This window comes from Ruegeria sp. AP11 (assembly GCF_056535865.1).
Genome location: NZ_JBQFJB010000001.1, coordinates 2,578,729 through 2,602,775 on the forward strand (window position 1 = coordinate 2,578,729; position 24,047 = coordinate 2,602,775).

Sequence of the window (24,047 nt, forward strand, 5' to 3'; positions counted from 1 at the left end):
TCAGCGGCAGATACCCTCAACCTCGGCCCCTGCCCATGGCAGTTGCACGGCACTTTCGCGCCTGCTGCCGGGCAGGGTCGCGACATCGAAATGCGCGCTCAGCATGTCATGCAGCCGTTTGGTGCGCGGCGCATCCGGGTCCAGCGCGCGGCAGCAGACATATTCCTCGACAATCGCGCCTTGCTGTTCAAAGCCGTAGGACAGGAAATCGGCTGAGGTTCCCAGATCGAACAGGTAGGGGTCATCGTTGCGCCCGTGCTCAGCCGCTGCGCGCAAGGGGTGATAGCCGGTGGTATCGCGATTCTGCCATTGCCAGATATGGGTCAGCTCATGTGCCAGCAGCATCGCGGCGATCAGGTTCACTCGCTCGGGATATTGGGACATGTAGTCGTCCAGGTACCAGTCGCGGGTAAAATACACCCGGTTGAACAGCGCCACGGCGGCGGGCTTTCCGGTAACGGTTTCCTCTTTCACGGGCGGCAATATCCGCTCGCGGCAGGCCAGCCGTGGCCGGGCCTTGCGCGTATAAGTGATCGCCGCGACCGGTGCGCCTTCGACCAGACGCACGCGATCAAGGTTCAGCGTATCCCCCTGAATGTTCCCGGCAAATGCGCGTTCCTGCTCGGTCAGGGGGCGACCGCAGGAAGCGAATAACAGCAGGATCAAAATCAGAAGGGGGCGAACCATGTTTGAAAGCCTAATGCGCCCGCCTTGCTCTGCAAGCCGTTTTCACAGGCTCATTGCCAGAACCCGGCTGATTTCCGTCAGCGAACGCCCGGATTGGTCCATCCAGGTGTTGAAGGCCCCCTGCACGGCGGTCATGGCCTTTTTTGACGTGGCCGGTTTGTCGATCACCCCTTCGGCAATCAGACGGGCGGTCACGTCACGCGACAGCATGAAGCCATCCCGCCCGGCAAAGCGCATAGCGAACTGGGCGGTCGTTCCGCCCAGCCGGGAGCCACGTTTGCCCAGCATTGCCAGCAATCCGATGAAATCTTCGGAGGGCCAGCCGCCCAGAACCTTCCCGGCGCCGCCTTCTTCCCTCAGTTCCAGCAGAAAGGTCGCGTTGTCGCGCACGGCGGCAATCTTGGTGCCATTGCGCACAATCCGGGTGTCTTGCAGCAAGGAATCGAATTTCTCGTCATCCATGAACGCGCAGCGTCCGACATCGAAACCGTCAAAAGCGGTCTCGAACCCGTCCCATTTCGACTCGATGACCTTCCAGTTGAAACCGGCCTGAAACACGGTCTTGGTGATGATCGACAGCCACCGGTCCTCGGGCATTGCCGCAAGCTCGGCAGGGGGTTTCGGTTTGCCCAGCTTCGATTCCAACGCGTCGGGACCGCCATGACGGTCAGCGGCCATGGTGTAGATATCGTCAAAATGATGCATCGCCAGATCCCTCCGCGCGGTAAGGTTGGTCCTTTTTGCGCCGGTCTGACAAGGGGAAAGTTGACGTAGATACGTTGGAGTCGTTTTATAATTGACTAGTCAATCAATATCCCTAACCTGTCCGAATGTAAGATGCCGGGCGTATGCGGCACAGTGTAGATGGGGTAGGGGGAGAGAACTGATCCGACCGCGACGCAGAAAGTGGCGGTTATTGATAGTGTTCCCTTTCCTTTTCCAATCGAATTTGTGCATGTTGCGACAGGTGTATCACCACAGAATTCCCCGGGCGCGCGATGGTGTGACGACGGGCAAGCAGAACAAAACAGGGAGTAAACTCATGAAAAAGCTTAGCGTAAGCCTTTTGGCCATCGCCGTTGCAGGATCGGCCCATGCCGCCGATATGGGCGCAGTGGACGAGCCGATCAAACTGGCGATCAACGAATGGACCGGTCAGCACGTGACCACCCATGTGGCGGGTGAGATGCTGAAGGCCGCAGGCTACAACGTGGAATACGTGACCGCCGGCATGATGAATCAGTTCCAGGCGTTGGCCGATGGCGACATCGATGCGACGCTGGAAATCTGGTCGTCCAACGTATCCGACGAATATGCCAAGAAGATCGACGAAGGCACCGTGGTTGAAATCGGTGATCTGGGTCTCAACGCGAAAGAAGGCATTGCCTATCCCGCGCATGTGGCCGAGCTGTGCCCGGGCCTGCCCGCATGGGAAGCGCTGAAGGATTGTGCGCAGGTCTTCGCCACGGCTGAAACCCTGCCCGGTGGCCGTCTGGTCGACTACCCGGCCGATTGGGGCACCCCCGGCGCAGATCGCATGACTGGCCTTGAGCTGCCGTTCAAAGCGGTTCCTGCGGGGTCCGAAGGCGCGCTGATCGCGGAACTGCGCGCCTCGACCGAGCGCAAGTCGCCGCTGCTGATCACCTTCTGGCAGCCGCATTGGGCGATGTCGGCCTATGACGTACAGTTCGTCGACCTGCCTGCGGGTGAAGAGGCGTGCTTTAACGATCCCGCATGGGGCCCGAACCCCAACGCGGTCAACGACTGTGATTTCTCGCCCTCGCGCATCTTCAAGGCCGGTTGGAGCGGCATGGAAGAAAAATGGCCCGCCGCTTATGAAATCCTGACCAACTATCAGTTGGCGGTTGAAGACCAGCAACCGATGATGGGTGCGATTGATGTTGACGGCGGTGCCGTCGAAGAAGTCGTCGCTGCATGGATGGCTGAAAACGAAGACAAGTGGCGTCCGGTCGTAGACGCGGCAACGAAGTGAGCCAGCCTAAGTGACTGACGCTACGACGCCAGCCATCGCCTGCCAGAATCTCTGGCAGGTGTTTGGCACCGGTGCTGACAAAGCCCTGACCGACGCGCTGTCTCGGTCAGGGAATGACGCCGACAAAGCCGCCACCGATCTGCGCGAAGCCGGGTTCATCCCCGCCGTTCAGGATGCCAATTTCGAAGTGCGCGAGGGCGAGCTGTTCGTCATCATGGGCCTTTCGGGCTCGGGCAAGTCGACGCTGATCCGCTGTATCTCGCAACTGCTGCCGGGCACCGGGGGCGAAATCCGCGTGGATGGCGAGAACGTCATGGGGGCCTCCAAGAAGGCCCTGACCGAGCTGCGCCGCAAAAAGCTGGGCATGGTGTTCCAGCATTTCGGCCTGTTCCCGCATATGACCGTGGCCGAAAACGTGGCCTATCCGCTGCGTGTACAGGGCGTGAGCAAAAAGGAACGGCTGGCCCGCGCGCAGGAAGTGATTTCGCTGGTCGGTCTGGAAGGCCGCGAAGGCAGTTTCCCCCGGCAGCTTTCCGGCGGTCAACGCCAGCGTGTGGGGATCGCGCGTTCGCTGGCTGTGAATCCCGATATCTGGTTTCTGGATGAGCCGTTCTCGGCCCTCGATCCGCTGATCCGCCGCCAGTTGCAGGACGAATTCCTGCGCATTCAGGCGACGCTGAAGAAATCCATCGTCTTCATCACTCACGATATCCAAGAGGCGCTGAAATTGGCCGACCGCATCGCCATCATGCGCGATGGTAAGATCGTTCAGATCGGCACGCCGACAGATATCGTACTGCGCCCGGTGGACGACTATGTGCGCGAATTCTCGAAGGACGTGGCCAAAGGTCAGCACGCCAAGGTCGCCTCGGTGATGCGGGATCAGGCGGAATGTGGGCCGGATGATCCGGGTCTGACCACTTCGATGACGCTCGATGCCGCTCTGGCGCATTGCATGGAACTGTATGAACCGGTGCCGGTGCGCGATGCCGAGGGCAATGTGGTGGGCACCGTGCATCCGTCCGATCTGGCCGCTGCCTTGCAGGTTGACGAAACATGACCGCCGTCACGGACATCCCCGCGCGGCAGGCGCGGTTGACGGCGGGCGCGCAGGCGGCGCTGATCACGGTGATCATCGGCGCGGTTTGCCTTGCACTGGAAGGCGTCGCCCCGTGGCTGGTCAAATGGCCCGCGGCGTGGGAATTGCCTGCAACCCAATGGGTTGGGGCCTTTCTCGACTGGTTTCTGAATGGCATCAAACCGGCGATGCGGCTGTTTTCAGACCTGATGACCTATCCGATGAATGCCGCCAACTTCGTGCTGGGGAACACCCCGTGGCCGATCCTGATCGGTCTCGTCACCGCGCTGGGCTGGTATCTGGGTGGCCTGCCGATGGCGGCGCTGGGCTTTGTCGGCCTCAGCTTCGTGCTGGCTTCGGGCTATTGGGCCGAGAGCATGAATACGCTCGCCCTCGTCGCCGTGTCCGTGCCCGTGGCGCTGATCATGGGCGGCGCGATCGGCATCCTCGCGAATGAAGTGCCGCGGGTGAAGTCATTTGTGCAGGCGGTGCTGGACATCATGCAGACGGTGCCGACCTTTGCCTATCTGACTCCGCTGCTGTTGCTGTTTGGCTTTGGCCCGGTGGTTGGCCTGATCGCCTCGGCCATCTATGCGGCGCCGCCGATGGCGCGCAACGTGATGTTGGGGCTGGAACGGGTGGAATCCGAGATCAAGGAGGCCGCCATCATGTCCGGCGGCACTCGGATCCAACAACTGTTTCAGGTCGAAATCCCGGCGGCCACGACGCAGATCATGGTCGGCGTGAACCAATGCCTTATGGCGGCCCTGTCGATGGTGATCATCGCAGCCGTCATCGGCGGTTTCAACGACATCGGCTGGGAGGTTCTGTTGACCATGCGCAAGGCGCAGTTCGGCGAATCCCTGATGGCCGGTCTGGTCATCGTCGTCTTCGCCGTGGTGATCGACCGGATGAGCGGTACTCTGGCCACCGAGCGCAAACGCTATGACAGCCGCGTCGTCTGGGCGATGCTGGGCTTTGCCGTTCTGTTCACAGCCGCCTTTTGGGCGTGGTTGCCCAACCCGTCCGAGCTGACCGTGCTGGACCCAATGGCCGGGGCCATTGACAGCGGCCTGACCGCGTTCACACAGGCCAACGGGCCGTGGCTGGATGCGCTCAAGAACAACTCGCTGTTCTATGTGCTGCTGCCGCTGCGGATCGGACTGGACCAAGCGGTGCTGCCTTTCACCTGGGGCTTCCAGTGGACATCGGCCATGAGCTTCGGCCTCTTTGCCATTGGTGCCGCAATCGCGCTGCTTATGGCATGGCGTGGTCACCTGACCGGAGGGCTGGTGGTTCTGATTCTGATCGGCATGCTGGAAACCGGCATCGCCAACCTGCCATGGCCCTTTGTCCTGACCGGCGCTGCTGCGCTGGGCTGGGTCGCGGGCGGCTGGCGTCTGGCGGCGCTGTCGGTGGGTCTGCTCTGCACCATCCTTGTCTCGGGCCTGTGGGAACGCGCCTTGCTGTCGCTCTACCTCAGCGGCGCTGCGGTGTTCTTCTGCGCCGTACTGGGCGGGCTGATCGGTTTGGCCAGCGCGGTCTGGTCGCCGGTCTGGACTATCGTGCGCCCGATCTGCGACATGCTGCAGACGATCCCGCTGTTCGTGTTCCTGATCCCGGTGCTGATGGTGTTCCAGATCGGAGAGTTCTCGGCCTTCCTTGCCATCTGCGCCTATGCCATCGTCCCGATGATCCGCTATACGCGGCACGGGCTGGTCAACACACCGGATGAGATGATGGAGGCCGCCATCTCCAGCGGCGCGACCGAGTGGCAGATCATGCGCGACGTGCGCGCGCCCTATGCCGCGCCGACCATCCTGCTGGGGCTGAACCAGACCATCCTCTATGCCTTCGCCATGCTGGTGATCGCGGCGCTGATCGGCACCACCGGTCTGGGCCAGTCGATCTATCTGGCGCTGGGGCAGGCGGATGTGGGGCTTGGCATCTCAGCCGGGGCGGCGATGGCCATCCTCGCGCTGATCGCCGACCGCATGGTGCAGGGCTTTGCCGAGGAACGACGTAAGGCTTTGGGTCTGTAAAACAAGGCAGGGGCGGGCAACCGCCCCATGCCTCACTTGATTTCGGACAAAGACCCGTCCGCCGCCACGATCTAAACCGGGCGCAACACGTTCGGAGACTATCATGACCGGTTGGGGCCTTTTCCTCGCAGCGCTCGCCACCTTTCTGCTCAGCCACATGATCCCGGCGCGCCCGGCGGTGCGCGGCTGGCTGATCGGCACTTTGGGCCGCACCGGCTATTTCACTGCTTATTCGCTGGTGTCGCTGGCGGTTCTGGGCTGGCTGATCATCGCCGCCGCCAACGCACCTTATGTCGAGGTCATCCCGCCGCTCACCGTCTTCCGGTGGCTGCCCGTGCTGGTCATGCCCGTCGTTTGCTGGCTGGCCGTTGCCGGGCTGTCGATCCAGAACCCGTTTTCCTTTGGCGGGCTCGGGCAGCGCCCGTTCGACCCGGAAAACCCCGGTATCCTGCGCACCACGCGCCATCCGATTCTGGTTGCCCTGATGCTTTGGGCGCTGGCGCATCTTCTGGCCAATGGCAGCCTGTCACACGTTATCCTGTTCGGCCTGTTCGCTGGGTTTGCCGCGATGGGCATGACCCTGATCGACCGCCGCACCGCCCGCATTATGGGGCCGGAGTGGCACCGTCTGTCCCGCAACACCGCGCGCCTTTCCCTGCGCCCCCCGCGCCCATGGCCGCGTCTCTGGGTCTGGCTTGCCGCCATCGCGGGTTACGCGATTCTCCTCCACCTGCACACACCTGTGATCGGGCTTTCCCCGCTGCCCTAGCGCCTTGGAGTGGCCGAACCGCCCCGCCCGTGCTATCTGATCTGTCACCAATCGAAGTCTTGAGGTCCCAAAATGCATCTGGCCTATGTCACAACCACCGACCGCGGCGCGACCGACCGCCTGCTCAGCGCGTTTGCTGAGGCTTTGACAGATGCGGGTACCGCGTTGTCGGGCGTGGTTCAAACCAACACCGAATGCGCCGAAGGCTATAAATGCGACATGGACCTGAAGGTGTTGCCCACCGGAGAGACCATCCGCATCTCGCAATCGCTGGGCAAGAACGCGCGCGGCTGCCGTCTGGACCCGGCCGAGTTGGAACGCGCCGTGGGTCTGGTGACACAGTCGCTGGACAATGCTCCGCAACTGCTGATCATCAACAAATTCGGCAAGCACGAGGCCGACGGGCGCGGTTTCCGCCCGCTCATCGCCGATGCGCTGGAACGTGGCATTCCTGTGCTGGTCGGCCTCAACCAGCTCAATATCGAGCGGTTTCAGGAATTTGCTGGCAGAATCGCGGATGCGCTGGACCCTGACCTCGGCAGCCTGACCGATTGGCTCGACAGTATTCGTCAGACCGATACGCAACGAACGGCTTGACCCTTGCCGCGATGCAACGCTTGCGCGCGACCCGGACACGTGAAAAAAACTGGACTCGTTGCAATACATCAGGTCTAAATTCAGCCAGAATGGCAATCCGGTAGCTTGACGAGTTATAGGCGCACCGGCCGGTTCGGGGCGCCAAATGAAACAGAGTCAGACTGGGCCGCTCGGGTCCTCATCGACTGGTGACAGCCAGATGCCAGCTCTTATGTCGACTCATCGGTTCTGGCTCTGGCTCTTCGTTGGGTATTTTTTGCTGCAGTTGGGCCTGCGCCTCGCAACCGGGGGTGCGCTTGGTCTGGATGAGGCTGAAATTCTTCTGGATGCCCGTACCCTGGAGTGGGGATACGGCCCTCAACTGCCTTTGTATGCCTGGCTGCAATGGGCGGTTTTCCAGGTCACCGGCCCCGGAATTCTTGGATTGTCGATCCTGAAGAACGGGTTGCTGCTGGCCACCGTTATCACCTTCTACCTGATACTGCGCACACGTCAGGCGCCGCTGATGTCCGGGCTCGCGATCCTGTCGCTATTGATGCTCTATCAGTTCAGTTGGGAGGCACAGCGCGCGCTGACACATACGGCATTGGCCAATTTCTGTTCTGTCCTCACGTTCGCCGTACTTTGGCAGCTGATCCGCAAGCCGACCACCTGGGGATTCGTTCTGTTTGGCCTCGTTATCGCGATGGGCGGGCTGTCTAAATTCAACTATGCCATTGCGCTGGTGGCTATGCTGCTGGCAGGTTTCAGCGATCCGGTGACGCGCAAGCCGCTTTGCTCGCTTCGCATGCTGGCTTCGTTGGGCATTGCAACAGTATTGCTGATGCTGCCTCTGCATTGGATTCAGCACAATCCCGAAGAGGCTTTGGCCAGCGCGCGAAAGCTGAATATGTCAAGCGAGGGTCTCACGCTTGTTGTGGCGTTGCAGGGTTTGGCAGAGCTTGCGGTGGCCGCGCTTGGTTTTGTATCGCTGTTGCTCATTGTACTTGGGGCGCTTTGGTTGACCTGCCGAAAGCAAGGAACAGTCGTTTCAGCCGACGATCTGACGAGGCTTATGTTTCGCATAGTGTTCTGGGCGCTGGTCCTTATGGTGCTGGCCGTGTTGGCCAGCGGTAGTACAAATATAAAAGACCGTTGGCTGCAACCGATCCTGATTTTTGCTGGTCCCGCTCTGGTGCTTTGGCTGTTGCCTCAAACGGGGGCTATTGGCACCCGTCGATTTGTTCAGATAAGCGCTGGTCTTGCCGGATTAATTGCAGTGGCCATGCTTCACCATAATCTTGTCGGAGACGCCAAGCGCGCAGCGCCCTTTGCTGATCTGACGCGTCAGATCGTGGATCAGACCCCGCAGGGCAGTGCGATCGTCGCGCATAATTGGCTGGCCGGGAACATGGCCTACTTCGCGCCTGAACAATCGATCTATATGGAGCGGGGCATGCCACCCGAAGGGCCCATTCTGCGCGTCTGGTTGACTGAAGAAAGAGTTCCGAAAGACATAGATCCAGCGCGCATTGTCACACTGGCAAAGCCCTATCGTTTTGACGATGGCGAAGTGATGTCGCTGTCTTTCGCGCCCGTTAAGGACTAGGTTAAGCCCAAACCTGTTCCACAGATATACATGATGAAAGAAGATGGTGGGCGACCCTGGAATCGAACCAGGCGTGCGTCTCCGCGAGGGAGTTACAGTCCCCTGCCACACCTTGCGGCCTGTCGCCCACTGTCAGGCGTTGCACCTGACGTGGAGGCGTGATTACTAGCGCGTCTAAAGGGCGTCAACAGGAAAATACCGCTTTGACGCAGGAAACCGAATTCCCGGCCCGGAGGCCCGTGACATGAAGAAACCAAAGTGGGTCGTTCAGAAGGAACAGGCACGTAAAGTGGCGGCTGCGGAAACCGTCTGGCTGTTCGGTTTGCACGCCGTGCGTGATGCGCTGATGAACCCGAAACGACAGAAACTGCGCCTGATTGTGACCCGGAATGCGGGCGATAAGCTGGTCGAAGCCATTGAGTTTGCGGGAATCACACCTGAAATGGTCGATCCGCGCAAATTCACCGCTCCGATCGACCCGAGTTCGGTCCATCAAGGGGCCGCGCTTGAGGTGAAGCCGCTGGATTGGGGTGGATTGGCCGAGAATTGCATTGGCCGTGAAAACCCGCGCGTGCTGCTGCTGGATCGGGTGACTGACCCGCATAACGTCGGGGCGATTCTGCGCTCGGCCGAGGTGCTGGGTGCCAGCGCCGTGATCGGCACCCGGCATCACTCGGCCCCCGAAACCGGCGCGCTGGCGAAAACCGCCAGCGGTGCGCTGGAACGGCAGCCCTATCTGCGGGTGCGCAATCTGGCCGATACCATTGTCGAACTGCAGAACATGGGCTTTCTGGTGCTGGGCCTGGATGGCGAGGCGGACGAGACCATCGAAACCGCCTTGCAGGACAAACGCGACCGCCCCGTGGCGCTGGTGCTGGGGGCCGAAGGGCCGGGTCTGCGGCAAAAGACCAAGGAAACGGTAGATCAACTGGTCAAGATTGACGCGTCGGGGGGATTTGGCTCGCTCAACGTCTCAAATGCCGCGGCAATCGCCCTATATGCTTCCCAGCACAGATGACAGGAGGCCCCCATTCCCACTCCGCATAAAATCGCGACCTGCTGCTATTGCGGCACCCGCGCCGCGCTGGTGCTGAAAGGCAAGCAGCAGCACGAGCTTAGCTGTTCCAGCTGCGGCGCGCCGCTGCACAACCTCAAAATGGTGCCCAAGGCCAGGCTGGCCGAACGACCTGCGCCGACATACAAACCTGATCGCAAACCCTTGAAACAGACCAAGCGTAAGAAAAAGAAGAAAAGCCTGTTTTCGAAAGTTCTGGATGAAGCCTGGGATGTGATCGAGGACGTATTCGACTAGCATCCGTTCACATCGGCGTCATAGGGGGTTTTCGCAGCCGTGTGAAATATGCATCTTAAAACCTTCATTATCCAAGCCGATGAATCGCCAGATGCTGACCCGACGTAGCTTTGTAACCAGTCTGTCCTGTCTTGCCGTTGCCCCCATGGTCCGGGCGCAGGAAAAACCCATGTATTATGCCGATAACGGGGCAGCTATTTCGGGCTATGATACGGTGTCATACTTTCAGGTCGGAGAGCCGGTACAAGGCGATCCCGATATCGCGCTGATCTGGAAAGGCGCGCGCTGGCAATTCGCATCCGAAGAAAACCGCGACCGGTTCGAGCGCAACCCACGTGCCTTTGCACCTCAGTTCGGCGGCTATTGCGCCTACGCGATGATCTATGGCGATCTTTCCAGCACGGATCCGGCTGCCTGGCAGATCGTTCAGGGCAAGCTTTATCTGACGCATTCGCAAGCGATTGAGCGGATCTGGAAGCAAAACGTGTCGCAGAATATCCGCAAGGCCGAGGCCAATTGGCCCGCAGCCCTTTACTAGCGGCAGGCAATTTTCCGCTTTTCGTGATCTGTCATCACAAAAATGCGTGCCCCCTCTTTTTTTTAGCAAACTCATGCTTAAATGTCACAGTGACCGCGGAATGGAACTGCCGCGGGTCATTTCACTGTCCCTCGTTCCAACAACTGGCGCCCAAGGTTTCTTGGGCGCTTTTTTCTTTTTGGAACCCTGCTAAGGATGGGGCATGCCAGATTATTCCGACGCCTTTCTGAAAGACATCCTGCATCGCACCAAAACCGTCGCTGTTGTGGGCGTGTCGATGAACCCTGTGCGGCCCAGCTATTACGTGGCGCGTTATCTGTCGCTCAAGGGGTATACGGTGATACCGGTCAATCCCGGCCATGCGGGCAAGCTGCTGTTCGGTCAGACGGTGCAGGCCTCATTGTCCGAGATTTCCGAGCCCGTCGATATGGTCGACATCTTCCGCCGCTCCGAGGCGGTGCCGCCGATAGTGGATGCGGCGCTAGAAGCTTTTCCCGACCTGCGCACCATCTGGATGCAGATCGGCGTCGAACATGCCGAAGCGGCGGCCGAGGCTGAGGCGCGTGGCGTTGATGTGGTGATGAACCGCTGCCCCAAGATCGAATACCAGCGTCTGTTTGGCGAACTGCGCATGGGCGGCTTCGCAACCGGGGTGATTTCGTCCAAGCTTTGACGGCTAGCCGCCCGCATAGGGCTTCAGTTCCCCATATTGCTCTATCCGCCGTTGCTGCAGCACCACCTCACGCGGGACCCACTCATATTTTGTGTCTTCAACCAGAGGCGACCAGAACAGCACGCCGCCATACCGCCACGGGTCCAGCACAACGCCGTCATACATCGTCTCACCCTTGCGGCTGATGATGGCAGTGCTGTGGTCGATGCGGAACGGATTGTCCGCATTTGCGATGGCGCGGTGCATTTCCAGCGTGCGGAATTGTTCCAGGTCCAGGCGCCGCTCGATATCCTCGGCCCAATGCCAGCAGAGGCCCCGCGGGCGCAGGCCCTTGTTGACCTTGGCGTTGTGGATCAGGGGTGGGTCGGTGATTTCATACTCTTGCACCAACTGCGCCGTATAGGCATAGGCGATCCGCGCCGCCCGCTGCGCCTCTTCCGGGTCGATATCGGGGCCCAGGCTTTGGATTTTGCTGGCCAGTCGCTGCACCTCGTCCCCAGACGAGCGCGGAGGCGCAGCGCAGGCGGCAAGTGTTGCAAGGGCTGCGGCAAACACCAACGCTCTGATCATTCACGTGCCCTTCGCCTCACTGCGTCCCGATGCCCGAGTATAGCCAGCGACATCGTTGCAAGAAACCCGGCAGTTCAGCCCTTTGGTCTGGCCGCCTTTTCCGCAATGCCGCTCGTGCCCTGACGCCTGTCCAGTTCGGCCAGAACATCATCCAGCGCCACATCGCGCGCGGCCAGCATGACCAGCAGGTGATAAAGCGCATCCGCCGCCTCAGAGGTCAGTTTCTCACGATCCCCTTTGACCGCTTCAATAATCGCCTCAATCGCCTCTTCGCCGAATTTTTCGGCACATTTCTCAGGTCCTTTGGCCAGCAGCTTGGCGGTCCAGCTGCTGTCGGGGTCCGCGCCCTTACGCGCGTCGATGGTGGCGGCCAGTTCGTGCAGGATGCTCATGTCAGCCTCATCGGAATGCCGGCGGCGGCCATATGCTCCTTGGCCTCGCGGATGGTATATTCGCCGAAATGGAATATCGAGGCGGCAAGCACCGCGCTGGCCCCGCCCTTGGTCACGCCTTCGACCAGATGGTCCAGAGTGCCGACGCCGCCCGAGGCGATGACGGGCACGTCCACGGCGTCGGAGATGGCGCGGGTCAGGGGCAGGTTGAACCCGGCCTTGGTGCCATCGCGATCCATCGAGGTCAGCAGGATTTCCCCCGCGCCCTTGGCGACAACGGTTTTGGCGAACTCCACCGCGTCTATGCCGGTGGGCTTGCGCCCGCCATGGGTGAAAATCTCCCACTTGCCGGGACTGACGGTCTTGGCGTCGATGGCGCAGACGATGCACTGGCTGCCAAACTGGTCCGCGGCCTCGGCAATCACATCCGGGTTGGCGACGGCGGCAGAGTTGAAGCTAACCTTGTCCGCCCCCGCCAGCAGCAGGGCGCGCACATCATCCTTGGTGCGCACGCCACCGCCCACGGTCAGCGGCACAAAGCACTGCTCGGCCGTGCGCTGCACCACATCGAACATGGTGCCGCGATTTTCATGCGTGGCGTGGATGTCCAGAAAACAGATCTCGTCTGCACCGGCGGCGTCATAGGCCTTGGCCGATTCCACCGGATCGCCCGCATCGCGCAGGCCAACGAAATTCACACCTTTGACCACGCGGCCATCGGCGACATCCAGACAGGGAATGATACGGGTTTTCAGCATTGGGTGCCCTCTATTGCGGGCACCTCTACCGGCAAAGCCCTGCCGATGCCAGACTTGTGATTGTGATCTGTCGTGAAGCCATGGAATTTAGAGGTGAAATTCATGAAAAGGATTATCGAGATGCGACATCTTATTCTGGCTTCAATATTCACATTCGGAGGCGCACTGTCCGCCATGGCTGAAGACATCATCAAAGTGGAAACCAACAAATCCGTGGCCGAGGCGCTGGACGCGCTCGAAGCCGCGGTGGGCAATGCGGGCGCGACCGTGTTTGCCCGTGTCGATCACGCAGCAGGGGCCGAGAAGGTGGGGCTGAGCATCCCAGCCAATCAGGTGCTGATCTTCGGTAACCCGAAACTGGGCACACCCGCCATGCAGGCCGACCCGCGTGCTGGTCTGTTCCTGCCGCTGAAGGTGCAGGCCTATGAGGACGCAGACGGGCAGGTCTGGCTGGCCTATGAGGACCCGAAAGAAACGATGGATGATCTCGACGCGGTCGAGGACTCTCCGGTCATCGAAAAAATGCGCGGCGCTTTGGCGAAACTGACCGCCGCTGCCGCGCAGTAATCCCTCAGCTCAGGGCGCGAATGGCCTCAGCCAGGTCAATCGCGCCATCATAGAGCGCGCGACCCGAGATTGCGCCGTTCAGTTCAACACCACAATCGCGCAACGCGATCAGATCGCCCAGCGAGCTGACGCCACCCGAGGCGATCACCGGGATCGACACCGCCTGCGCCAGCGCTGCCGTCGCCTCGATATTCGGGCCTTGCATCGCACCGTCGCGGTTGATGTCGGTGTAGATGATGGCGGCCACGCCCGCGTCCTCGAAGCTGCGGGCCAGATCAGTGACCTGCACGTCGGTTTCCTCGGCCCAGCCCTTGGTGGCGACCATGCCGTTGCGCGCGTCGATGCCCACGGCAACTTTGCCCGGGAAGGCTTTGGCCGCTTCGCGCACCAGATCGGGGTTTTCCACCGCCACGGTGCCCAGAATCACCCGCGCCAGACCTTTGTCGATCCATGTTTCAATGGTGGCCATGTCGCGGATGCCGCCGCCCAGCTGTACGGGCACGTCGCAGGCCTTCAGAATAGCCTCGACCGGGGTGGCGTTCACCGGCTCACCCGCGAAGGCGCCGTTCAGATCGACCAGATGCAGCCACTCGCACCCGGCCTCGACAAAGGCGCGGGCCTGCGCGGCGGGGTCTTCGTTGAACACGGTGGCCTTGTCCATTTCACCGCGCAGCAGGCGCACGGCATTGCCGTCTTTCAGGTCGATGGCGGGGTAGAGGATCATGTCGGGCGGCCCTATATCACTGTTACACGCGCGGGATATCGCACAGGCAGGGCAGGGGCGCAACGCGACGCCAAGTCATTCTTGCCCACCGCCCTTTCGCGGGCCAGACTGGCCGAAAAACAGGGAGATTGCCATGAACAGATATACACTTGCGGCGGCGTTCACCGCCCTCGCCACCAGCGCCTTTGCCGCCGACCCGGTGGACGGGTTGTGGAAGACCGCGCCCGGCGATAGCGGGGGCTATCTGCATGTTTCGATTGCCGAATGCGGCAGCGCCATCTGCGGCACCATCGACAGCGCCTTCGACGCGGATGGTAACCAGCAACTGGAATACGAGAATCTCGGCAAGCAGATCATCTGGGATATGATCCCCGAAGGGGACGGCAGCTATGATGACGGCAAGATCTGGGCTCCGGATCGCGACAAGACCTACAGCTCGAAGATGACGCTGGACGATCAGAACAAGCTGACCGTCAAGGGATGCGTTGCAGGTGGTCTGGTCTGTCGCGGGCAGGTCTGGACCCGCATCGAATAAGGCCTATGGCGCCCAGGTCAGGAAGTTGCCGATCATGCGCAGGCCGACATCCTGGCTTTTCTCGGGGTGGAACTGCATCCCAACCATCGTGTCGCGGCCAATAACGGCCGTGACCTCTTGCCCATACTCTACGAAAGCCAGCCGCTCTGCCGGATCAGTCACCCGGAAGTGGTAGGAATGGACGAAATAGGCGTGATCGCCCGAGCTTACCCCGTCAAAGACCGGGTGGTCGCTTTCCAGCACCAGATCGTTCCAACCCATATGTGGCACCTTCAGGGCGCTGTCCGAGGGCTCGATCCTGACAACATCTCCGGCCACCCAGCCCAGACCGTCGGTCTCGGAATACTCAAGGCCCGTGGTCGCCATCAACTGCATGCCGACGCAGATGCCCAGAAACGGGCGGCCCTTCTGCTCGACCGCCTCGACCATGGCGTCATAGATGCCCTTGTGGCCGCGCAGCTCCGCCGCACAGGCCGGGAAAGCGCCATCGCCGGGCAGTACCAGCCGGTCCGCCCGTGCCACGACATCCGCGTCCGAGGTCACGACGACCTCGCCAGCGTCCATCTCGCGCGCCATGCGTTGAAACGCCTTCTCTGCCGAGTGCAGATTGCCGCTCTCGTAGTCGATGATGGCTGTTAGCATTTACAGCGCGCCCTTGGTCGACGGAATCGCATCCGCCTTGCGCGGATCGGTCTCGACCGCGTCGCGCAGGGCGCGGGCGATGGCCTTGAAAGCAGCCTCGGTGATGTGGTGGCTGTTGAAGCCGTGCAACTGATCGATATGCAGCGTGATGCCGCCATGGGTGCTGAGTGCCTGAAAGAACTCGCGCACCAGCTCGGTGTCGAACGTGCCGATCTTCTGCGTCGGCAGATCCACATTCCAGATCAGGAACGGACGCCCCGACAGGTCGAGCGCACAGCGCACCTGCGCGTCATCCATTGGCAGATGGCACTCGCCATAGCGGCGAATACCCTTCTTGTCCCCCAGCGCCTGCGTCAACGCCTGACCCAGCGCAATCCCGGTATCCTCGACCGTGTGGTGGTCATCGATGTGATAATCGCCCTTGGCACGGATCGTCATGTCGATCAGCGAATGGCGCGCCAACTGGTCCAGCATGTGATCAAAGAACCCGACGCCGGTTTGGTTGTCATACTGGCCGGTGCCGTCCAGATTGACCTGAACCGAAATCTCGGTCTCGGCGGTCTGACGGCTGATCTGAGCGCTGCGCATGGGCGAATTCCTTTTGCTACAGGGGCGCTTATAGACGCGGAAAGGCTGCCTATCCAGACCGCTTGACACCTTCGCCGCAAACTGTTGCAGGGGATTGCACCCGGACGCAGCCCGTGCCAGCCTGCGGGCAACACGAACCAACAAGGCCCGGCCCATGTCCACCTGCGTTTTCATCCAGATCCGCTGCAAACCCGGCTCCACCTATAAAGTGGCCGAAGAGATCGCCCTGCGCGAAATCCATTCCGAGCTTTATTCCACCAGCGGCGAATATGACCTGCTGCTGAAACTCTACATCCCCGAGACCGAGGATGTGGGCCATTTCATCAACGAAAACCTGCTGGTGATTCCCAATATCGAACGCTCGCTGACCACGATGACGTTCAAGGCGTTCTAGCCCAGTTCAAACGTCGTCACGCCGAAGATTCGGCCCAGATCAATCTCGGGTTCGTGGCCGGTATACATCCGCGCGGTTTCAAAGACCTTTTCCAGCCCAAGCTCGGACGCCAAAGCGAAAGCGGCCGCGTTGGGCTGGGGCATGTCGATAAACACCTCGCGCCCGGCCTGATCGGCGGGCAGGGCGACCAGAAGGTCAGCCAGCAAGGTACGCGCGATCTCTGCGTCATCGGCGAACAAGGGGCCGACCTTGTACCCGGTCCTGCAAGGGCGAAGCGTGGCGTGTCCCTTGATATTCCCATCGCTGACGAAAACACGGGACATGTGCCCCGGAGCGTTCAGCCAATCCTGAAGGAAGGCATCGCGCGCGGCGGGGAAGAGTTGGCGGTCATAGTCTCTGAGGCCCTCGGACAGCGCCGTCAGCGGTTCGGTGCCCGTTGATGGATTCAGTGCCTTCAGCATGTCCCCGGCGATGCCGGTAAAGCGATAGTTGTTATAGGCAAATCTGAACCCCGATTTGCGATAGTTGTGTTGCTGATCGACAACCCCATCCAGCCCGATATTGCCCGCGGTACAGCGATCCAGCGCATGGCGCCAAAGTTTATATCCATGGCCACTGCCGCGATATTCGGGTCGAACGATATAGAACCCAAGGAACGCAAACGCATCGTTGTAATGAACGAGCGAGATTGACGCGATCATCTCGCCATCCAGAAACCCGCCCAGAAACCCCTCTGGGTCGGTGCTGCGAAAACATGCGGCGTCCTGATGGCCGGGGTTCCATCCCTCGTGCCCGGCCCAATCCACGGCTTTCTGCACTTCGTCTGCGGTAAGCGGGCGGATGACATAATCGGACATGAGCTGAATCCTGCATTGCGGAATACAACCAGAATGGCGCACCCGACGCGAAAGAACCAGCATGTTGGAAAGGTTTGGTATCTGGAGCGGGCGAGGCGATTCGAACGCCCGACCCTAACCTTGGCAAGGTTATGCTCTACCCCTGAGCTACGCCCGCATCAGATACATATGTTGGTCCGAAGACCTCTCAATGGAGCGGGCGAGGCGATTCGAACGCCCGACCCTAACCTTGGCAAGGTTATGCTCTACCCCTGAGCTACGCCCGCGCCGTTGAGTGAGGAGGGATGTATAAATTCCCACACGAGGCTGCAAGCGGAAAAACACAAAAAGCCGCAAAAATCTTTCGACGGAAATCCACGGCTGATGCGTTGAATGGGCATAGGGCTTAGTGAAACGAGGGATTGGATAAACAAAATGACGGATATCGCAGACATAAAAATGGCGATACTGGCTGCGCTGATCGTTCTGACCACGGTTATCTGTGGTCAAAGCGACGATGAACTGGCCGAAGTGCAGCCGATCCCGCCCCATGCGCCTTCGGCTCAGGCGCAGGTTCTGACGGGATAAGCCGCGCGCTCACAAAACCAGCACGAGATTCGCAATTGCGGCCAACAGAATCGCCGCGAATGTCAGCCCCATGCCGATCTGGCGCAGGATGATGATCTGTGGTGTCTTGCCAAAGCCGTAGGCGTGCAGCAGACGCCCCGCCAATAGCGTCAGTCCAAGCAAATTCACCAGCCACCCGCCAGCGCCCTGCAGCTCGACCATAGCGATCAGCAGCAAGGCCAAAGGGGCGTATTCGGCGCAGTTCGCCTGTGTTCGCATCGCCTTGATCATGGCCTTGTCGCCATGGTCGCCGACCGAGATCTTGCCCGCCCGGCGTTGCAATATGACGTTCACGCTGAGCGCAACAAACAGAAAGGCGATCAACGCGGCGTAGATCGGGGTGATGGTCAGCATGGCGTCTCCTGATGTTGAAAGGGCCGCCCGGTTCCCCGAACGGCCCTTATTAGCTTAGAAGGCTAAACCGGTTATTCCAGTTCGACCAGAAGGTCCTTTGCGTCAATCTGGCCGCCGGGCTGGACATGGACGGCCTTGACCACCGCGTCGCGCTCGGCGTGGATGCCGGTTTCCATCTTCATCGCCTCGATGGTCAGCAGCAGATCGCCTTCCTTGACCTCTTGCCCGGCGCTGGCGGCAACCGTGGCCACCACACCCGGCATCGGTGCGCCGATGTGGTTGGGGTTGCCAGCCTCGGCCTTGGGGCGCTGCGCAGTGGTGGCCTTGACCAGTCGGTTCGGCACCCGGATCACGCGGGGCTGGCCGTTGAGTTCGAAGAACACGCGAACCTCGCCATTCTCATCCGTCTCACCGATGGCCTGACAGCGGATTTCCAGCGTCTTGCCCGGGTCGATCTCGGCGGTGATCTCCTCTCCCGGCTCCATGCCATAGAAGAACGTCCGCGTCGGCAGCGTGCGCACCGGGCCATAGGTGCGGTGACGGCCCATATAGTCGAGGAACACCTTGGGATACATCAGGTATCCGTTCAGGTCCTCATCATCGATCTCTTTGCCCTCAAGCTGTTTGGACAGATCGGCGCGGGTGGCCTCAAGATCGACCGCTTCGACATGCTTGCCGGGGCGCTCGGTGTTTGGGGCCTCGTCCTTCAGGACCTTCTGGATGATGGTGTCGGGGAACCCGCCCGGAGGCTGGCCCAGATTGCCACGCATCATGTCGACGACCGAGTCGGGGAAGGCGACATCGGTGTTCGGGTCCTCGACCTGTTCGCGGGTCATGTTCTGGCTGACCATCATCAGCGCCATGTCACCGACCACCTTGGACGATGGCGTCACCTTGACGATATCGCCGAACATTTGGTTCACGTCGGCATACATCTGCGCCACTTCGTGCCAGCGCTCCTCCAGCCCCAATGAGCGCGCCTGCGCCTTGAGGTTGGTGAACTGGCCGCCGGGCATCTCGTGCAGATAGACCTCGGAGGCCGGGGCCTGCAGGCTGGATTCGAAGGCCGCGTATTGGCCGCGCACCGCTTCGAAGTAATCGCTGATCTCGCGGATGGCCTTGATGTCCAGCCCGGTGTCGCGCTCGGTATGGCGCAGCGCCTCGACCACGGTGCCCAACGTCGCCTGAGAGGTGTTGCCGCTGAAGCTGTCCATAGCGCAATCCACCGCGTCCACGCCCGCCTCGGACGCGGCCAGAATGGTGGCGCTGGCGATACCGGCGGTGTCGTGCGTGTGGAAGTGGATCGGCAGCCCGACCTCTTCCTTCAGCGCACGGATCAGGATCTTGGCCGAGGCCGGTTTCAGCAGACCGGCCATATCCTTCAGGCCCAGCACATGCGCGCCCGCGTCGCGCAGTTCCTTCGCCATGCCGACATAGTATTTCAGGTCATACTTGGCACGGTCCGGGTCCAGAATGTCACCGGTATAACAAACGGTGCCTTCACAGATCTTGTTGTTCTCGATCACCGCATCCATGGCGACGCGCATGTTCTCGACCCAGTTCAGCGAATCGAACACGCGGAATACGTCGATACCCTTGGCCGCCTGGCGCACGAACTCTTGCACCACGTTGTCGGGGTAGTTGGTGTAGCCAACCCCGTTGGCCCCGCGCAGCAGCATCTGGGTCATCAGGTTCGGCATCGCTTCGCGCAGGTCGCGCAGGCGCTGCCATGGGCATTCCTGCAGGAAGCGATAGGCCACATCAAACGTCGCGCCACCCCAGCATTCGACGCTGAACAGCTGCGGCAGGTTCGCGGCATAGGTCGGCGCCACTTTGATCATGTCGATCGAGCGCATCCGGGTCGCCAGCAGCGACTGGTGCCCGTCGCGCATGGTGGTGTCGGTGATCAGCAATTGCCGCTGCGCCTTCATCCAGTCGGCGACAGCCTGCGGGCCTTTTTGCTCCAGCAGGTTGCGGGTGCCCATCATCGGTTCCGCCTTGGGCGCGGGGGCTTTGGCCTCTTTCAGGTCGGCGCGCGGTTCGGGGCGGTCCTTGGTTTCAGGGTGCCCGTTCACCGTGATGTCGGCGATATAGTTCAGAACCTTGGTGCCCCGGTCGCGGCGCTTTTTGAAGGCGAACAGGTCCGGTGTCTCGTCGATGAACTTGGTGGTGTATTCATTCGACAGGAAAGTCGGGTGCTTCAGCAGGTTCTCGACAAAGGCGATGTTGGTGCTGACACCGCGCACACGGAATTCGCGCAGGGCGCGGTCCATACGGGCAATCGCCTTTTCGGGCGTCGGCGCCCATGCGGTGACCTTGGTCAGCAGCGAATCGTAATACCGCGTGATCACCCCGCCCGCATAAGCCGTGCCACCATCCAGACGGATGCCCATGCCGGTGGCCGAGCGATAGGCGGTGATGCGGCCATAATCGGGGATGAAGTTGTTCAGCGGATCCTCAGTGGTCACTCGGGTCTGCAGCGCGTGGCCGTTCAGACGGATATCATCCTGCGCGGCTTTGCCGGTGGCCTCGGCCAAAGTCTTGCCCTCGGCGATCAGAATCTGAGCCTGCACGATGTCGATGCCGGTGACTTCCTCGGTGACGGTGTGTTCCACCTGCACGCGCGGATTCACTTCGATGAAGTAGAACTTGCCGGTGTTCATATCCATCAGGAATTCGACGGTACCGGCGCATTCATAGTTCACATGGGCGCAGATGCGGCGGCCCAACTCGCAGATTTCGGCGCGCTGCTCTTCGGTCAGATACGGGGCAGGGGCGCGTTCCACCACCTTCTGGTTGCGGCGCTGGACCGAACAATCCCGTTCATAAAGGTGATAGATCTCACCATGCTTGTCGCCGAGGATCTGCACCTCAACATGGCGGGCGCGGGTGATCATCTTTTCCAGATAGCCCTCACCATTGCCAAAGGCGGCTTCGGCCTCGCGTCGACCTTCCAGAACTTTTTCTTCCAGCTCATCCTCGGACAGGATCGGGCGCATGCCGCGCCCACCGCCGCCCCAGCTGGCTTTCAGCATCAGAGGGTATCCGATCTCGGCCGCCTCGGCCTTGATCGCTGCCATGTCATCACCCAGCACTTCGGTGGCCGGGATAACGGGAACGTCGGCAGCAATGGCGACCTTCCGGGCGCTGGCCTTGTCGCCAAGGGCGCGCATGGTCTCGGCCTTGGGGCCGATGAAGGTGATGCCGTTCTGAACACAGGCATCTACGAAATCCGGGTTTTCCGACAGCAGGCCATAACCGGGATGGATCGCGTCGGCGCCGCATTCCTTGGCCACGCGAATAATCTCGTCAATCGACAGATAGGCGGCAACCGGGCCCAGGTCCTCGCCGATGCGATAGGCCTCGTCCGCCTTGAACCGGTGCAGGCCCAACTTGTCCTCTTCGGCGAAGACCGCGACGGTGCGCTTGCCCATCTCGTTGGCTGCCCGCATCACGCGGATGGCAATCTCGCCGCGGTTGGCAATCAGGATTTTCTTGAAGTCAGTCATTTCAGGTCCCGGTCTTTATAGCTGTGGCCCAGTGCATAGGCGGACAATAGGGCCACGTACATCTGTAGTTCTGGGTAGAACCGGCATGTTAACGCTCGCAAACGCCGCCCTTTGGCGCTTTTCTTTTACACGCGCTGCGCCGCAGCATCAAATGTTGTATTTGGAGTGTCTGAATGAACCGGGTTCAACCGGGCAAGCACGGGGTTATAGGCTGCATTTTCCGCTCCATGGAGCTTCGATTCCTGTTGTGCACAGGTTCTCTGGTTTTTGCTTATTGCTTGATGTCACCGATGACATCCTGAAGGCCGCAAATCCGCCCAGGCCTGCGACCCCTGCAGCACGCTCAGCGTTGCCGATCCACTGCCATCAGGCCGCCGAGTTCCTGGGCGCGGGCCGAACCGTCGGGGTTGTTTCACTGTTGTCTTCGCCACGCCCCGCAATTGCCCCGGATTGCGCCACCTGAACCTGATTGCGTCCCTTGTCCTTGGCTATATAGAGCGCGTCATCCGCCGCGCGCATCAGATCCTGCGGCATCGCGCCATGCGCCGGATAATGCGCAACGCCGACTGATATGGTGATGCGCGGCAGCGATTTCTCGCCATACCGGACAGTGATCGCCTCGACCGCCTGCCGCACCTGCTCGGCTCGTGTCATGGCGTCATCCGGGGCGTTGTCCGGCAGGATCAGCATGAATTCCTCACCGCCGATCCGACAGGCAATCTCGTCCCGGTCGCAGCCCTGTTCAAGCGCCGACCCCACCGCGCGCAGCACCATATCGCCGGCGTCATGCCCGTGGGTATCGTTGAATTTCTTGAAGTGATCCACATCCACCGCGATCAGACTTAGCGGAGCGCCGGTCTGCTGGCTGCGGCTGATGGACTTGCGCAGAGTGTCGGTCATGTGGCGGCGATTGAACAGGCCGGTCAATGGGTCGCGCACCGACTGGTCATGCAACTGATCGCGCATGCGTACATTCGCAATCGCCATGCTGATCTGTTCCGAGCATAACTGAGCCAGTTTGCGGCTTTTATTGAAACACTCATCGCGGCCCTCAATGGCGCGCAGATGCAACAGGCCGACCGTCTCGCCATGCGCGAGAATCGGAAAGCAGAAATAGGCCCGCCCGTCATGCGGCTCGGCATGTTCGCAGACGAAATCGATCTCGGACGCGCCGAATTCGTATGTCCGTCCGCGCCGCAGACCCCAACAGCCCTCGGGGTGGATATGCGCCTTGTGTGTGCCGCCATTCCAGCTGGCGCAGCCGTCCAGCACATCGCGTGAGTTGGAATAGACATACACGCTGCCTTCGGCCTCGGGCAGGATATGCGTCATGAAGCGCGAGACCATATCGAACAGCTCGTCCAGCGAACGGCTGGATTGCAGCCACTCGTTCAACTCACCCAGCAGACGGACTTCACGCGCAAGGCGCAGTTGTTCATCCATCAACTCACGTTCCTTGGCAGCGCGCACCCGCAAATCGCGCACCTGCCTGCGATTGGTTCGGTAGATCACCAGAATCACTGCCGCCAGCGCCAACAGAGCCACACCGCACAGCACCGCCAAAGACCACCGGACGCGGTTGATGAACAAATCCCGCTGCGGCGTGATGTCCGCGTAGAATTCGATGGCGCCCAGAAACTGCCCGTCTTTGAAGACGGGCGTAAAAATCTCGGCCACATGACAGCTTTCCTTGCCGGACCCTGCCATCACCTCGTGATCCAGCGCGCTGACCTCGGAGATCGGTTGTTCCTCGTGTTTGTAAAATGACCCGCCCACTGCAAGGGTTTCCTGAAAGAAGGAATCAGTATTTACGGTTCCGATGTCAGCCGCGCGGGTCGACCAGAAAACGCGCCCTTCGCTGTCAAACAGCTTGAAACGGTAGATGTCCGAAGTCTGGGGCAACAGTTCCAGAAACTCTGCATCATGCTCGTCAAGCATACCGTATCGAAACGTGGCTTCCACGTCATCCAGATGAGATGCGACCTGTTGGTTCAACTGCATCGCGCGGTGTCGCAGATCCGTTTCCAGCATCCGGTCGACCACCGGGGCCGGGATCGCGTAAATCCCCCAGCCCGCCAGCGCCGTCAGCACCACCAGCATCAGCGAGATACCCGCCATTTTCAGGCCCGATGTCCGGCCTGTTTGTTCCAACTGTTTCATAACCCGCGCTCCCACAGCAATGAGGGCAGCATCTTTGGCGAGGTTTGACAGAGGGTTAACGGCACCGGCGCGTTTGTTTAGAATTTAACGGAACGGGTGGTAAATTCCTTGCGA

General features: G+C 60.7%; 26 protein-coding genes and 3 tRNA genes. 14 read left to right on the top strand and 15 right to left on the bottom strand.

Going from position 1 to position 24,047, the window contains the following annotated elements; translation table 11 throughout:
* Complete coding sequence (locus ACR3E4_RS12935; protein WP_480530092.1) at positions 1-687, bottom strand: hypothetical protein; 687 nt, start codon at positions 685-687, stop codon at positions 1-3.
* 42 nt (positions 688-729) lie between these two features.
* Positions 730-1,392 carry a DNA-3-methyladenine glycosylase I gene (locus ACR3E4_RS12940; RefSeq protein WP_480567084.1) on the bottom strand — a complete coding sequence of 221 codons (663 nt, stop codon included), beginning with the start codon at positions 1,390-1,392 and terminating at the stop codon, positions 730-732.
* A gap of 337 nt (positions 1,393-1,729) precedes the next feature.
* Here ACR3E4_RS12940 and ACR3E4_RS12945 point away from each other — a divergent pair, with 337 nt between their 5' ends.
* From ACR3E4_RS12945 to ACR3E4_RS12970, 6 genes are all read left to right on the top strand, one after another.
* A complete protein-coding gene (locus tag ACR3E4_RS12945; RefSeq protein WP_480530088.1) occupies positions 1,730-2,680 on the top strand; it encodes an ABC transporter substrate-binding protein in 951 nt (316 codons plus the stop codon).
* 10 nt (positions 2,681-2,690) lie between these two features.
* A complete protein-coding gene (locus ACR3E4_RS12950; protein ID WP_480530086.1) occupies positions 2,691-3,740 on the top strand; it encodes a quaternary amine ABC transporter ATP-binding protein in 1,050 nt (349 codons plus the stop codon).
* The gene (locus ACR3E4_RS12955) at positions 3,737-5,800 is read left to right on the top strand and encodes an ABC transporter permease (RefSeq protein WP_480530084.1); all 2,064 of its coding nucleotides are present in this window, start codon (positions 3,737-3,739) and stop codon (positions 5,798-5,800) included. Before ACR3E4_RS12950 ends, ACR3E4_RS12955 begins: the two co-directional genes overlap by 4 nt.
* A gap of 103 nt (positions 5,801-5,903) precedes the next feature.
* A complete protein-coding gene (locus tag ACR3E4_RS12960) occupies positions 5,904-6,569 on the top strand; it encodes an NnrU family protein (protein ID WP_480530082.1) in 666 nt (221 codons plus the stop codon).
* A gap of 72 nt (positions 6,570-6,641) precedes the next feature.
* Positions 6,642-7,166: a DUF2478 domain-containing protein gene (locus tag ACR3E4_RS12965; RefSeq protein WP_480530080.1), complete on the top strand. Its 525-nt coding sequence runs from the start codon at positions 6,642-6,644 to the stop codon at positions 7,164-7,166.
* A gap of 199 nt (positions 7,167-7,365) precedes the next feature.
* Positions 7,366-8,754, top strand: a complete 1,389-nt coding sequence (locus tag ACR3E4_RS12970; protein ID WP_480530078.1) for an ArnT family glycosyltransferase — start codon at positions 7,366-7,368, stop codon at positions 8,752-8,754.
* Positions 8,755-8,798: 44 nt separating this feature from the next.
* Here ACR3E4_RS12970 and ACR3E4_RS12975 read toward each other — a convergent pair.
* A tRNA-Tyr gene (locus ACR3E4_RS12975) sits at positions 8,799-8,882 on the bottom strand.
* A gap of 116 nt (positions 8,883-8,998) precedes the next feature.
* Between ACR3E4_RS12975 and rlmB the strand changes: the two genes are divergently transcribed.
* From rlmB to ACR3E4_RS12995, 4 genes are all read left to right on the top strand, one after another.
* Positions 8,999-9,772, top strand: a complete 774-nt coding sequence (gene rlmB, locus ACR3E4_RS12980) for a 23S rRNA (guanosine(2251)-2'-O)-methyltransferase RlmB (RefSeq protein ID WP_480530076.1) — start codon at positions 8,999-9,001, stop codon at positions 9,770-9,772.
* Positions 9,773-9,841: 69 nt separating this feature from the next.
* Positions 9,842-10,066 (top strand): hypothetical protein, encoded by a 225-nt coding sequence (locus tag ACR3E4_RS12985; protein ID WP_480530074.1) that lies wholly within the window; start codon positions 9,842-9,844, stop codon positions 10,064-10,066.
* Positions 10,067-10,157: 91 nt separating this feature from the next.
* Positions 10,158-10,604 (top strand): YHS domain-containing (seleno)protein, encoded by a 447-nt coding sequence (locus ACR3E4_RS12990; protein ID WP_480530072.1) that lies wholly within the window; start codon positions 10,158-10,160, stop codon positions 10,602-10,604.
* A 202-nt stretch (positions 10,605-10,806) separates the two neighbouring features.
* Positions 10,807-11,277, top strand: coding sequence for a CoA-binding protein (locus tag ACR3E4_RS12995; RefSeq protein ID WP_480530070.1), 471 nt, complete (start codon positions 10,807-10,809; stop codon positions 11,275-11,277).
* Between the two features lie 3 nt (positions 11,278-11,280).
* Here ACR3E4_RS12995 and ACR3E4_RS13000 read toward each other — a convergent pair whose 3' ends face one another.
* The 3 genes from ACR3E4_RS13000 to hisF all read right to left on the bottom strand — a co-directional run bounded on the left by ACR3E4_RS13000 (position 11,281) and on the right by hisF (position 12,997).
* Positions 11,281-11,847 carry a hypothetical protein gene (locus tag ACR3E4_RS13000; protein WP_480530068.1) on the bottom strand — a complete coding sequence of 189 codons (567 nt, stop codon included), beginning with the start codon at positions 11,845-11,847 and terminating at the stop codon, positions 11,281-11,283.
* Positions 11,848-11,921: 74 nt separating this feature from the next.
* Positions 11,922-12,239, bottom strand: coding sequence for a phosphoribosyl-ATP diphosphatase (locus tag ACR3E4_RS13005; RefSeq protein ID WP_480530066.1), 318 nt, complete (start codon positions 12,237-12,239; stop codon positions 11,922-11,924).
* On the bottom strand, positions 12,236-12,997 hold the full coding sequence (gene hisF, locus ACR3E4_RS13010; protein WP_480530064.1) for an imidazole glycerol phosphate synthase subunit HisF: 762 nt from the start codon (positions 12,995-12,997) through the stop codon (positions 12,236-12,238). Before hisF ends, ACR3E4_RS13005 begins: the two co-directional genes overlap by 4 nt.
* Before the next feature lie 174 nt (positions 12,998-13,171).
* Here hisF and ACR3E4_RS13015 point away from each other — a divergent pair, with 174 nt between their 5' ends.
* Positions 13,172-13,564 (top strand): DUF302 domain-containing protein, encoded by a 393-nt coding sequence (locus ACR3E4_RS13015; protein ID WP_480530591.1) that lies wholly within the window; start codon positions 13,172-13,174, stop codon positions 13,562-13,564.
* A gap of 4 nt (positions 13,565-13,568) precedes the next feature.
* Here ACR3E4_RS13015 and hisA read toward each other — a convergent pair whose 3' ends face one another.
* Positions 13,569-14,288, bottom strand: a complete 720-nt coding sequence (gene hisA, locus ACR3E4_RS13020; RefSeq protein ID WP_480530062.1) for a 1-(5-phosphoribosyl)-5-[(5-phosphoribosylamino)methylideneamino]imidazole-4-carboxamide isomerase — start codon at positions 14,286-14,288, stop codon at positions 13,569-13,571.
* A gap of 133 nt (positions 14,289-14,421) precedes the next feature.
* On the opposite strand from hisA, the gene ACR3E4_RS13025 reads away from it, so the two are divergent.
* On the top strand, positions 14,422-14,823 hold the full coding sequence (locus tag ACR3E4_RS13025; protein ID WP_480530060.1) for a DUF2147 domain-containing protein: 402 nt from the start codon (positions 14,422-14,424) through the stop codon (positions 14,821-14,823).
* A 3-nt stretch (positions 14,824-14,826) separates the two neighbouring features.
* Here ACR3E4_RS13025 and hisH read toward each other — a convergent pair whose 3' ends face one another.
* On the bottom strand, positions 14,827-15,465 hold the full coding sequence (gene hisH / locus ACR3E4_RS13030; RefSeq protein ID WP_480530058.1) for an imidazole glycerol phosphate synthase subunit HisH: 639 nt from the start codon (positions 15,463-15,465) through the stop codon (positions 14,827-14,829).
* Positions 15,466-16,053: an imidazoleglycerol-phosphate dehydratase HisB gene (gene hisB / locus ACR3E4_RS13035; RefSeq protein WP_480530056.1), complete on the bottom strand. Its 588-nt coding sequence runs from the start codon at positions 16,051-16,053 to the stop codon at positions 15,466-15,468. It lies immediately after the preceding gene.
* 154 nt (positions 16,054-16,207) lie between these two features.
* On the opposite strand from hisB, the gene ACR3E4_RS13040 reads away from it, so the two are divergent.
* Positions 16,208-16,447 (top strand): Lrp/AsnC ligand binding domain-containing protein, encoded by a 240-nt coding sequence (locus ACR3E4_RS13040; RefSeq protein WP_170615187.1) that lies wholly within the window; start codon positions 16,208-16,210, stop codon positions 16,445-16,447.
* Here the strand turns inward: ACR3E4_RS13040 and ACR3E4_RS13045 are convergent.
* From ACR3E4_RS13045 to ACR3E4_RS13055, 3 genes are all read right to left on the bottom strand, one after another.
* The gene (locus tag ACR3E4_RS13045; protein ID WP_480530054.1) at positions 16,444-17,304 is read right to left on the bottom strand and encodes a GNAT family N-acetyltransferase; all 861 of its coding nucleotides are present in this window, start codon (positions 17,302-17,304) and stop codon (positions 16,444-16,446) included. The genes ACR3E4_RS13040 and ACR3E4_RS13045 overlap by 4 nt on opposite strands.
* Positions 17,305-17,386: 82 nt before the next feature.
* Positions 17,387-17,461 (bottom strand) — tRNA-Gly (locus ACR3E4_RS13050).
* A gap of 34 nt (positions 17,462-17,495) precedes the next feature.
* Positions 17,496-17,570, bottom strand: a tRNA-Gly gene (locus ACR3E4_RS13055).
* Between the two features lie 148 nt (positions 17,571-17,718).
* Here ACR3E4_RS13055 and ACR3E4_RS13060 point away from each other — a divergent pair.
* The gene (locus tag ACR3E4_RS13060) at positions 17,719-17,871 is read left to right on the top strand and encodes a hypothetical protein (RefSeq protein ID WP_480530052.1); all 153 of its coding nucleotides are present in this window, start codon (positions 17,719-17,721) and stop codon (positions 17,869-17,871) included.
* Positions 17,872-17,880: 9 nt separating this feature from the next.
* Here the strand turns inward: ACR3E4_RS13060 and ACR3E4_RS13065 are convergent, their stop codons facing one another.
* The 3 genes from ACR3E4_RS13065 to ACR3E4_RS13075 all read right to left on the bottom strand — a co-directional run bounded on the left by ACR3E4_RS13065 (position 17,881) and on the right by ACR3E4_RS13075 (position 23,933).
* Positions 17,881-18,264 (bottom strand): MAPEG family protein, encoded by a 384-nt coding sequence (locus ACR3E4_RS13065; protein ID WP_480530050.1) that lies wholly within the window; start codon positions 18,262-18,264, stop codon positions 17,881-17,883.
* Between the two features lie 71 nt (positions 18,265-18,335).
* Positions 18,336-21,773 carry a pyruvate carboxylase gene (locus ACR3E4_RS13070; protein WP_480530048.1) on the bottom strand — a complete coding sequence of 1,146 codons (3,438 nt, stop codon included), beginning with the start codon at positions 21,771-21,773 and terminating at the stop codon, positions 18,336-18,338.
* 366 nt (positions 21,774-22,139) lie between these two features.
* Positions 22,140-23,933 carry a sensor domain-containing diguanylate cyclase gene (locus ACR3E4_RS13075; protein WP_480530046.1) on the bottom strand — a complete coding sequence of 598 codons (1,794 nt, stop codon included), beginning with the start codon at positions 23,931-23,933 and terminating at the stop codon, positions 22,140-22,142.
* Between the last annotated feature and the right edge of the window lie 114 nt (positions 23,934-24,047).

Bases quoted from the DNA above. Each gene is read 5' to 3' on its own strand.
- ACR3E4_RS13045 (WP_480530054.1), bottom strand. From the start codon at position 17,304: ATGTCCGATTATGTCATCCGCCCGCTTACCGCAGACGAAGTGCAGAAA.
- ACR3E4_RS12940 (WP_480567084.1), bottom strand. From the start codon at position 1,392: ATGCATCATTTTGACGATATCTACACCATGGCCGCTGACCGTCATGGC.
- ACR3E4_RS13065 (WP_480530050.1), bottom strand. From the start codon at position 18,264: ATGCTGACCATCACCCCGATCTACGCCGCGTTGATCGCCTTTCTGTTT.
- ACR3E4_RS12945 (WP_480530088.1), top strand. From the start codon at position 1,730: ATGAAAAAGCTTAGCGTAAGCCTTTTGGCCATCGCCGTTGCAGGATCG.
- ACR3E4_RS13075 (WP_480530046.1), bottom strand. From the start codon at position 23,933: ATGAAACAGTTGGAACAAACAGGCCGGACATCGGGCCTGAAAATGGCG.
- ACR3E4_RS13000 (WP_480530068.1), bottom strand. From the start codon at position 11,847: ATGATCAGAGCGTTGGTGTTTGCCGCAGCCCTTGCAACACTTGCCGCC.
- ACR3E4_RS12970 (WP_480530078.1), top strand. From the start codon at position 7,366: ATGCCAGCTCTTATGTCGACTCATCGGTTCTGGCTCTGGCTCTTCGTT.
- hisB (WP_480530056.1), bottom strand. From the start codon at position 16,053: ATGCGCAGCGCTCAGATCAGCCGTCAGACCGCCGAGACCGAGATTTCG.
- ACR3E4_RS13025 (WP_480530060.1), top strand. From the start codon at position 14,422: ATGAACAGATATACACTTGCGGCGGCGTTCACCGCCCTCGCCACCAGC.
- ACR3E4_RS12935 (WP_480530092.1), bottom strand. From the start codon at position 687: ATGGTTCGCCCCCTTCTGATTTTGATCCTGCTGTTATTCGCTTCCTGC.
- hisH (WP_480530058.1), bottom strand. From the start codon at position 15,465: ATGCTAACAGCCATCATCGACTACGAGAGCGGCAATCTGCACTCGGCA.
- rlmB (WP_480530076.1), top strand. From the start codon at position 8,999: ATGAAGAAACCAAAGTGGGTCGTTCAGAAGGAACAGGCACGTAAAGTG.
- ACR3E4_RS13070 (WP_480530048.1), bottom strand. From the start codon at position 21,773: ATGACTGACTTCAAGAAAATCCTGATTGCCAACCGCGGCGAGATTGCC.
- ACR3E4_RS12995 (WP_480530070.1), top strand. From the start codon at position 10,807: ATGCCAGATTATTCCGACGCCTTTCTGAAAGACATCCTGCATCGCACC.
- ACR3E4_RS13060 (WP_480530052.1), top strand. From the start codon at position 17,719: ATGACGGATATCGCAGACATAAAAATGGCGATACTGGCTGCGCTGATC.
- ACR3E4_RS12965 (WP_480530080.1), top strand. From the start codon at position 6,642: ATGCATCTGGCCTATGTCACAACCACCGACCGCGGCGCGACCGACCGC.
- ACR3E4_RS12960 (WP_480530082.1), top strand. From the start codon at position 5,904: ATGACCGGTTGGGGCCTTTTCCTCGCAGCGCTCGCCACCTTTCTGCTC.
- ACR3E4_RS12990 (WP_480530072.1), top strand. From the start codon at position 10,158: ATGCTGACCCGACGTAGCTTTGTAACCAGTCTGTCCTGTCTTGCCGTT.
- ACR3E4_RS13005 (WP_480530066.1), bottom strand. From the start codon at position 12,239: ATGAGCATCCTGCACGAACTGGCCGCCACCATCGACGCGCGTAAGGGC.
- ACR3E4_RS13040 (WP_170615187.1), top strand. From the start codon at position 16,208: ATGTCCACCTGCGTTTTCATCCAGATCCGCTGCAAACCCGGCTCCACC.
- ACR3E4_RS12955 (WP_480530084.1), top strand. From the start codon at position 3,737: ATGACCGCCGTCACGGACATCCCCGCGCGGCAGGCGCGGTTGACGGCG.
- hisF (WP_480530064.1), bottom strand. From the start codon at position 12,997: ATGCTGAAAACCCGTATCATTCCCTGTCTGGATGTCGCCGATGGCCGC.
- hisA (WP_480530062.1), bottom strand. From the start codon at position 14,288: ATGATCCTCTACCCCGCCATCGACCTGAAAGACGGCAATGCCGTGCGC.
- ACR3E4_RS13015 (WP_480530591.1), top strand. From the start codon at position 13,172: ATGGCTGAAGACATCATCAAAGTGGAAACCAACAAATCCGTGGCCGAG.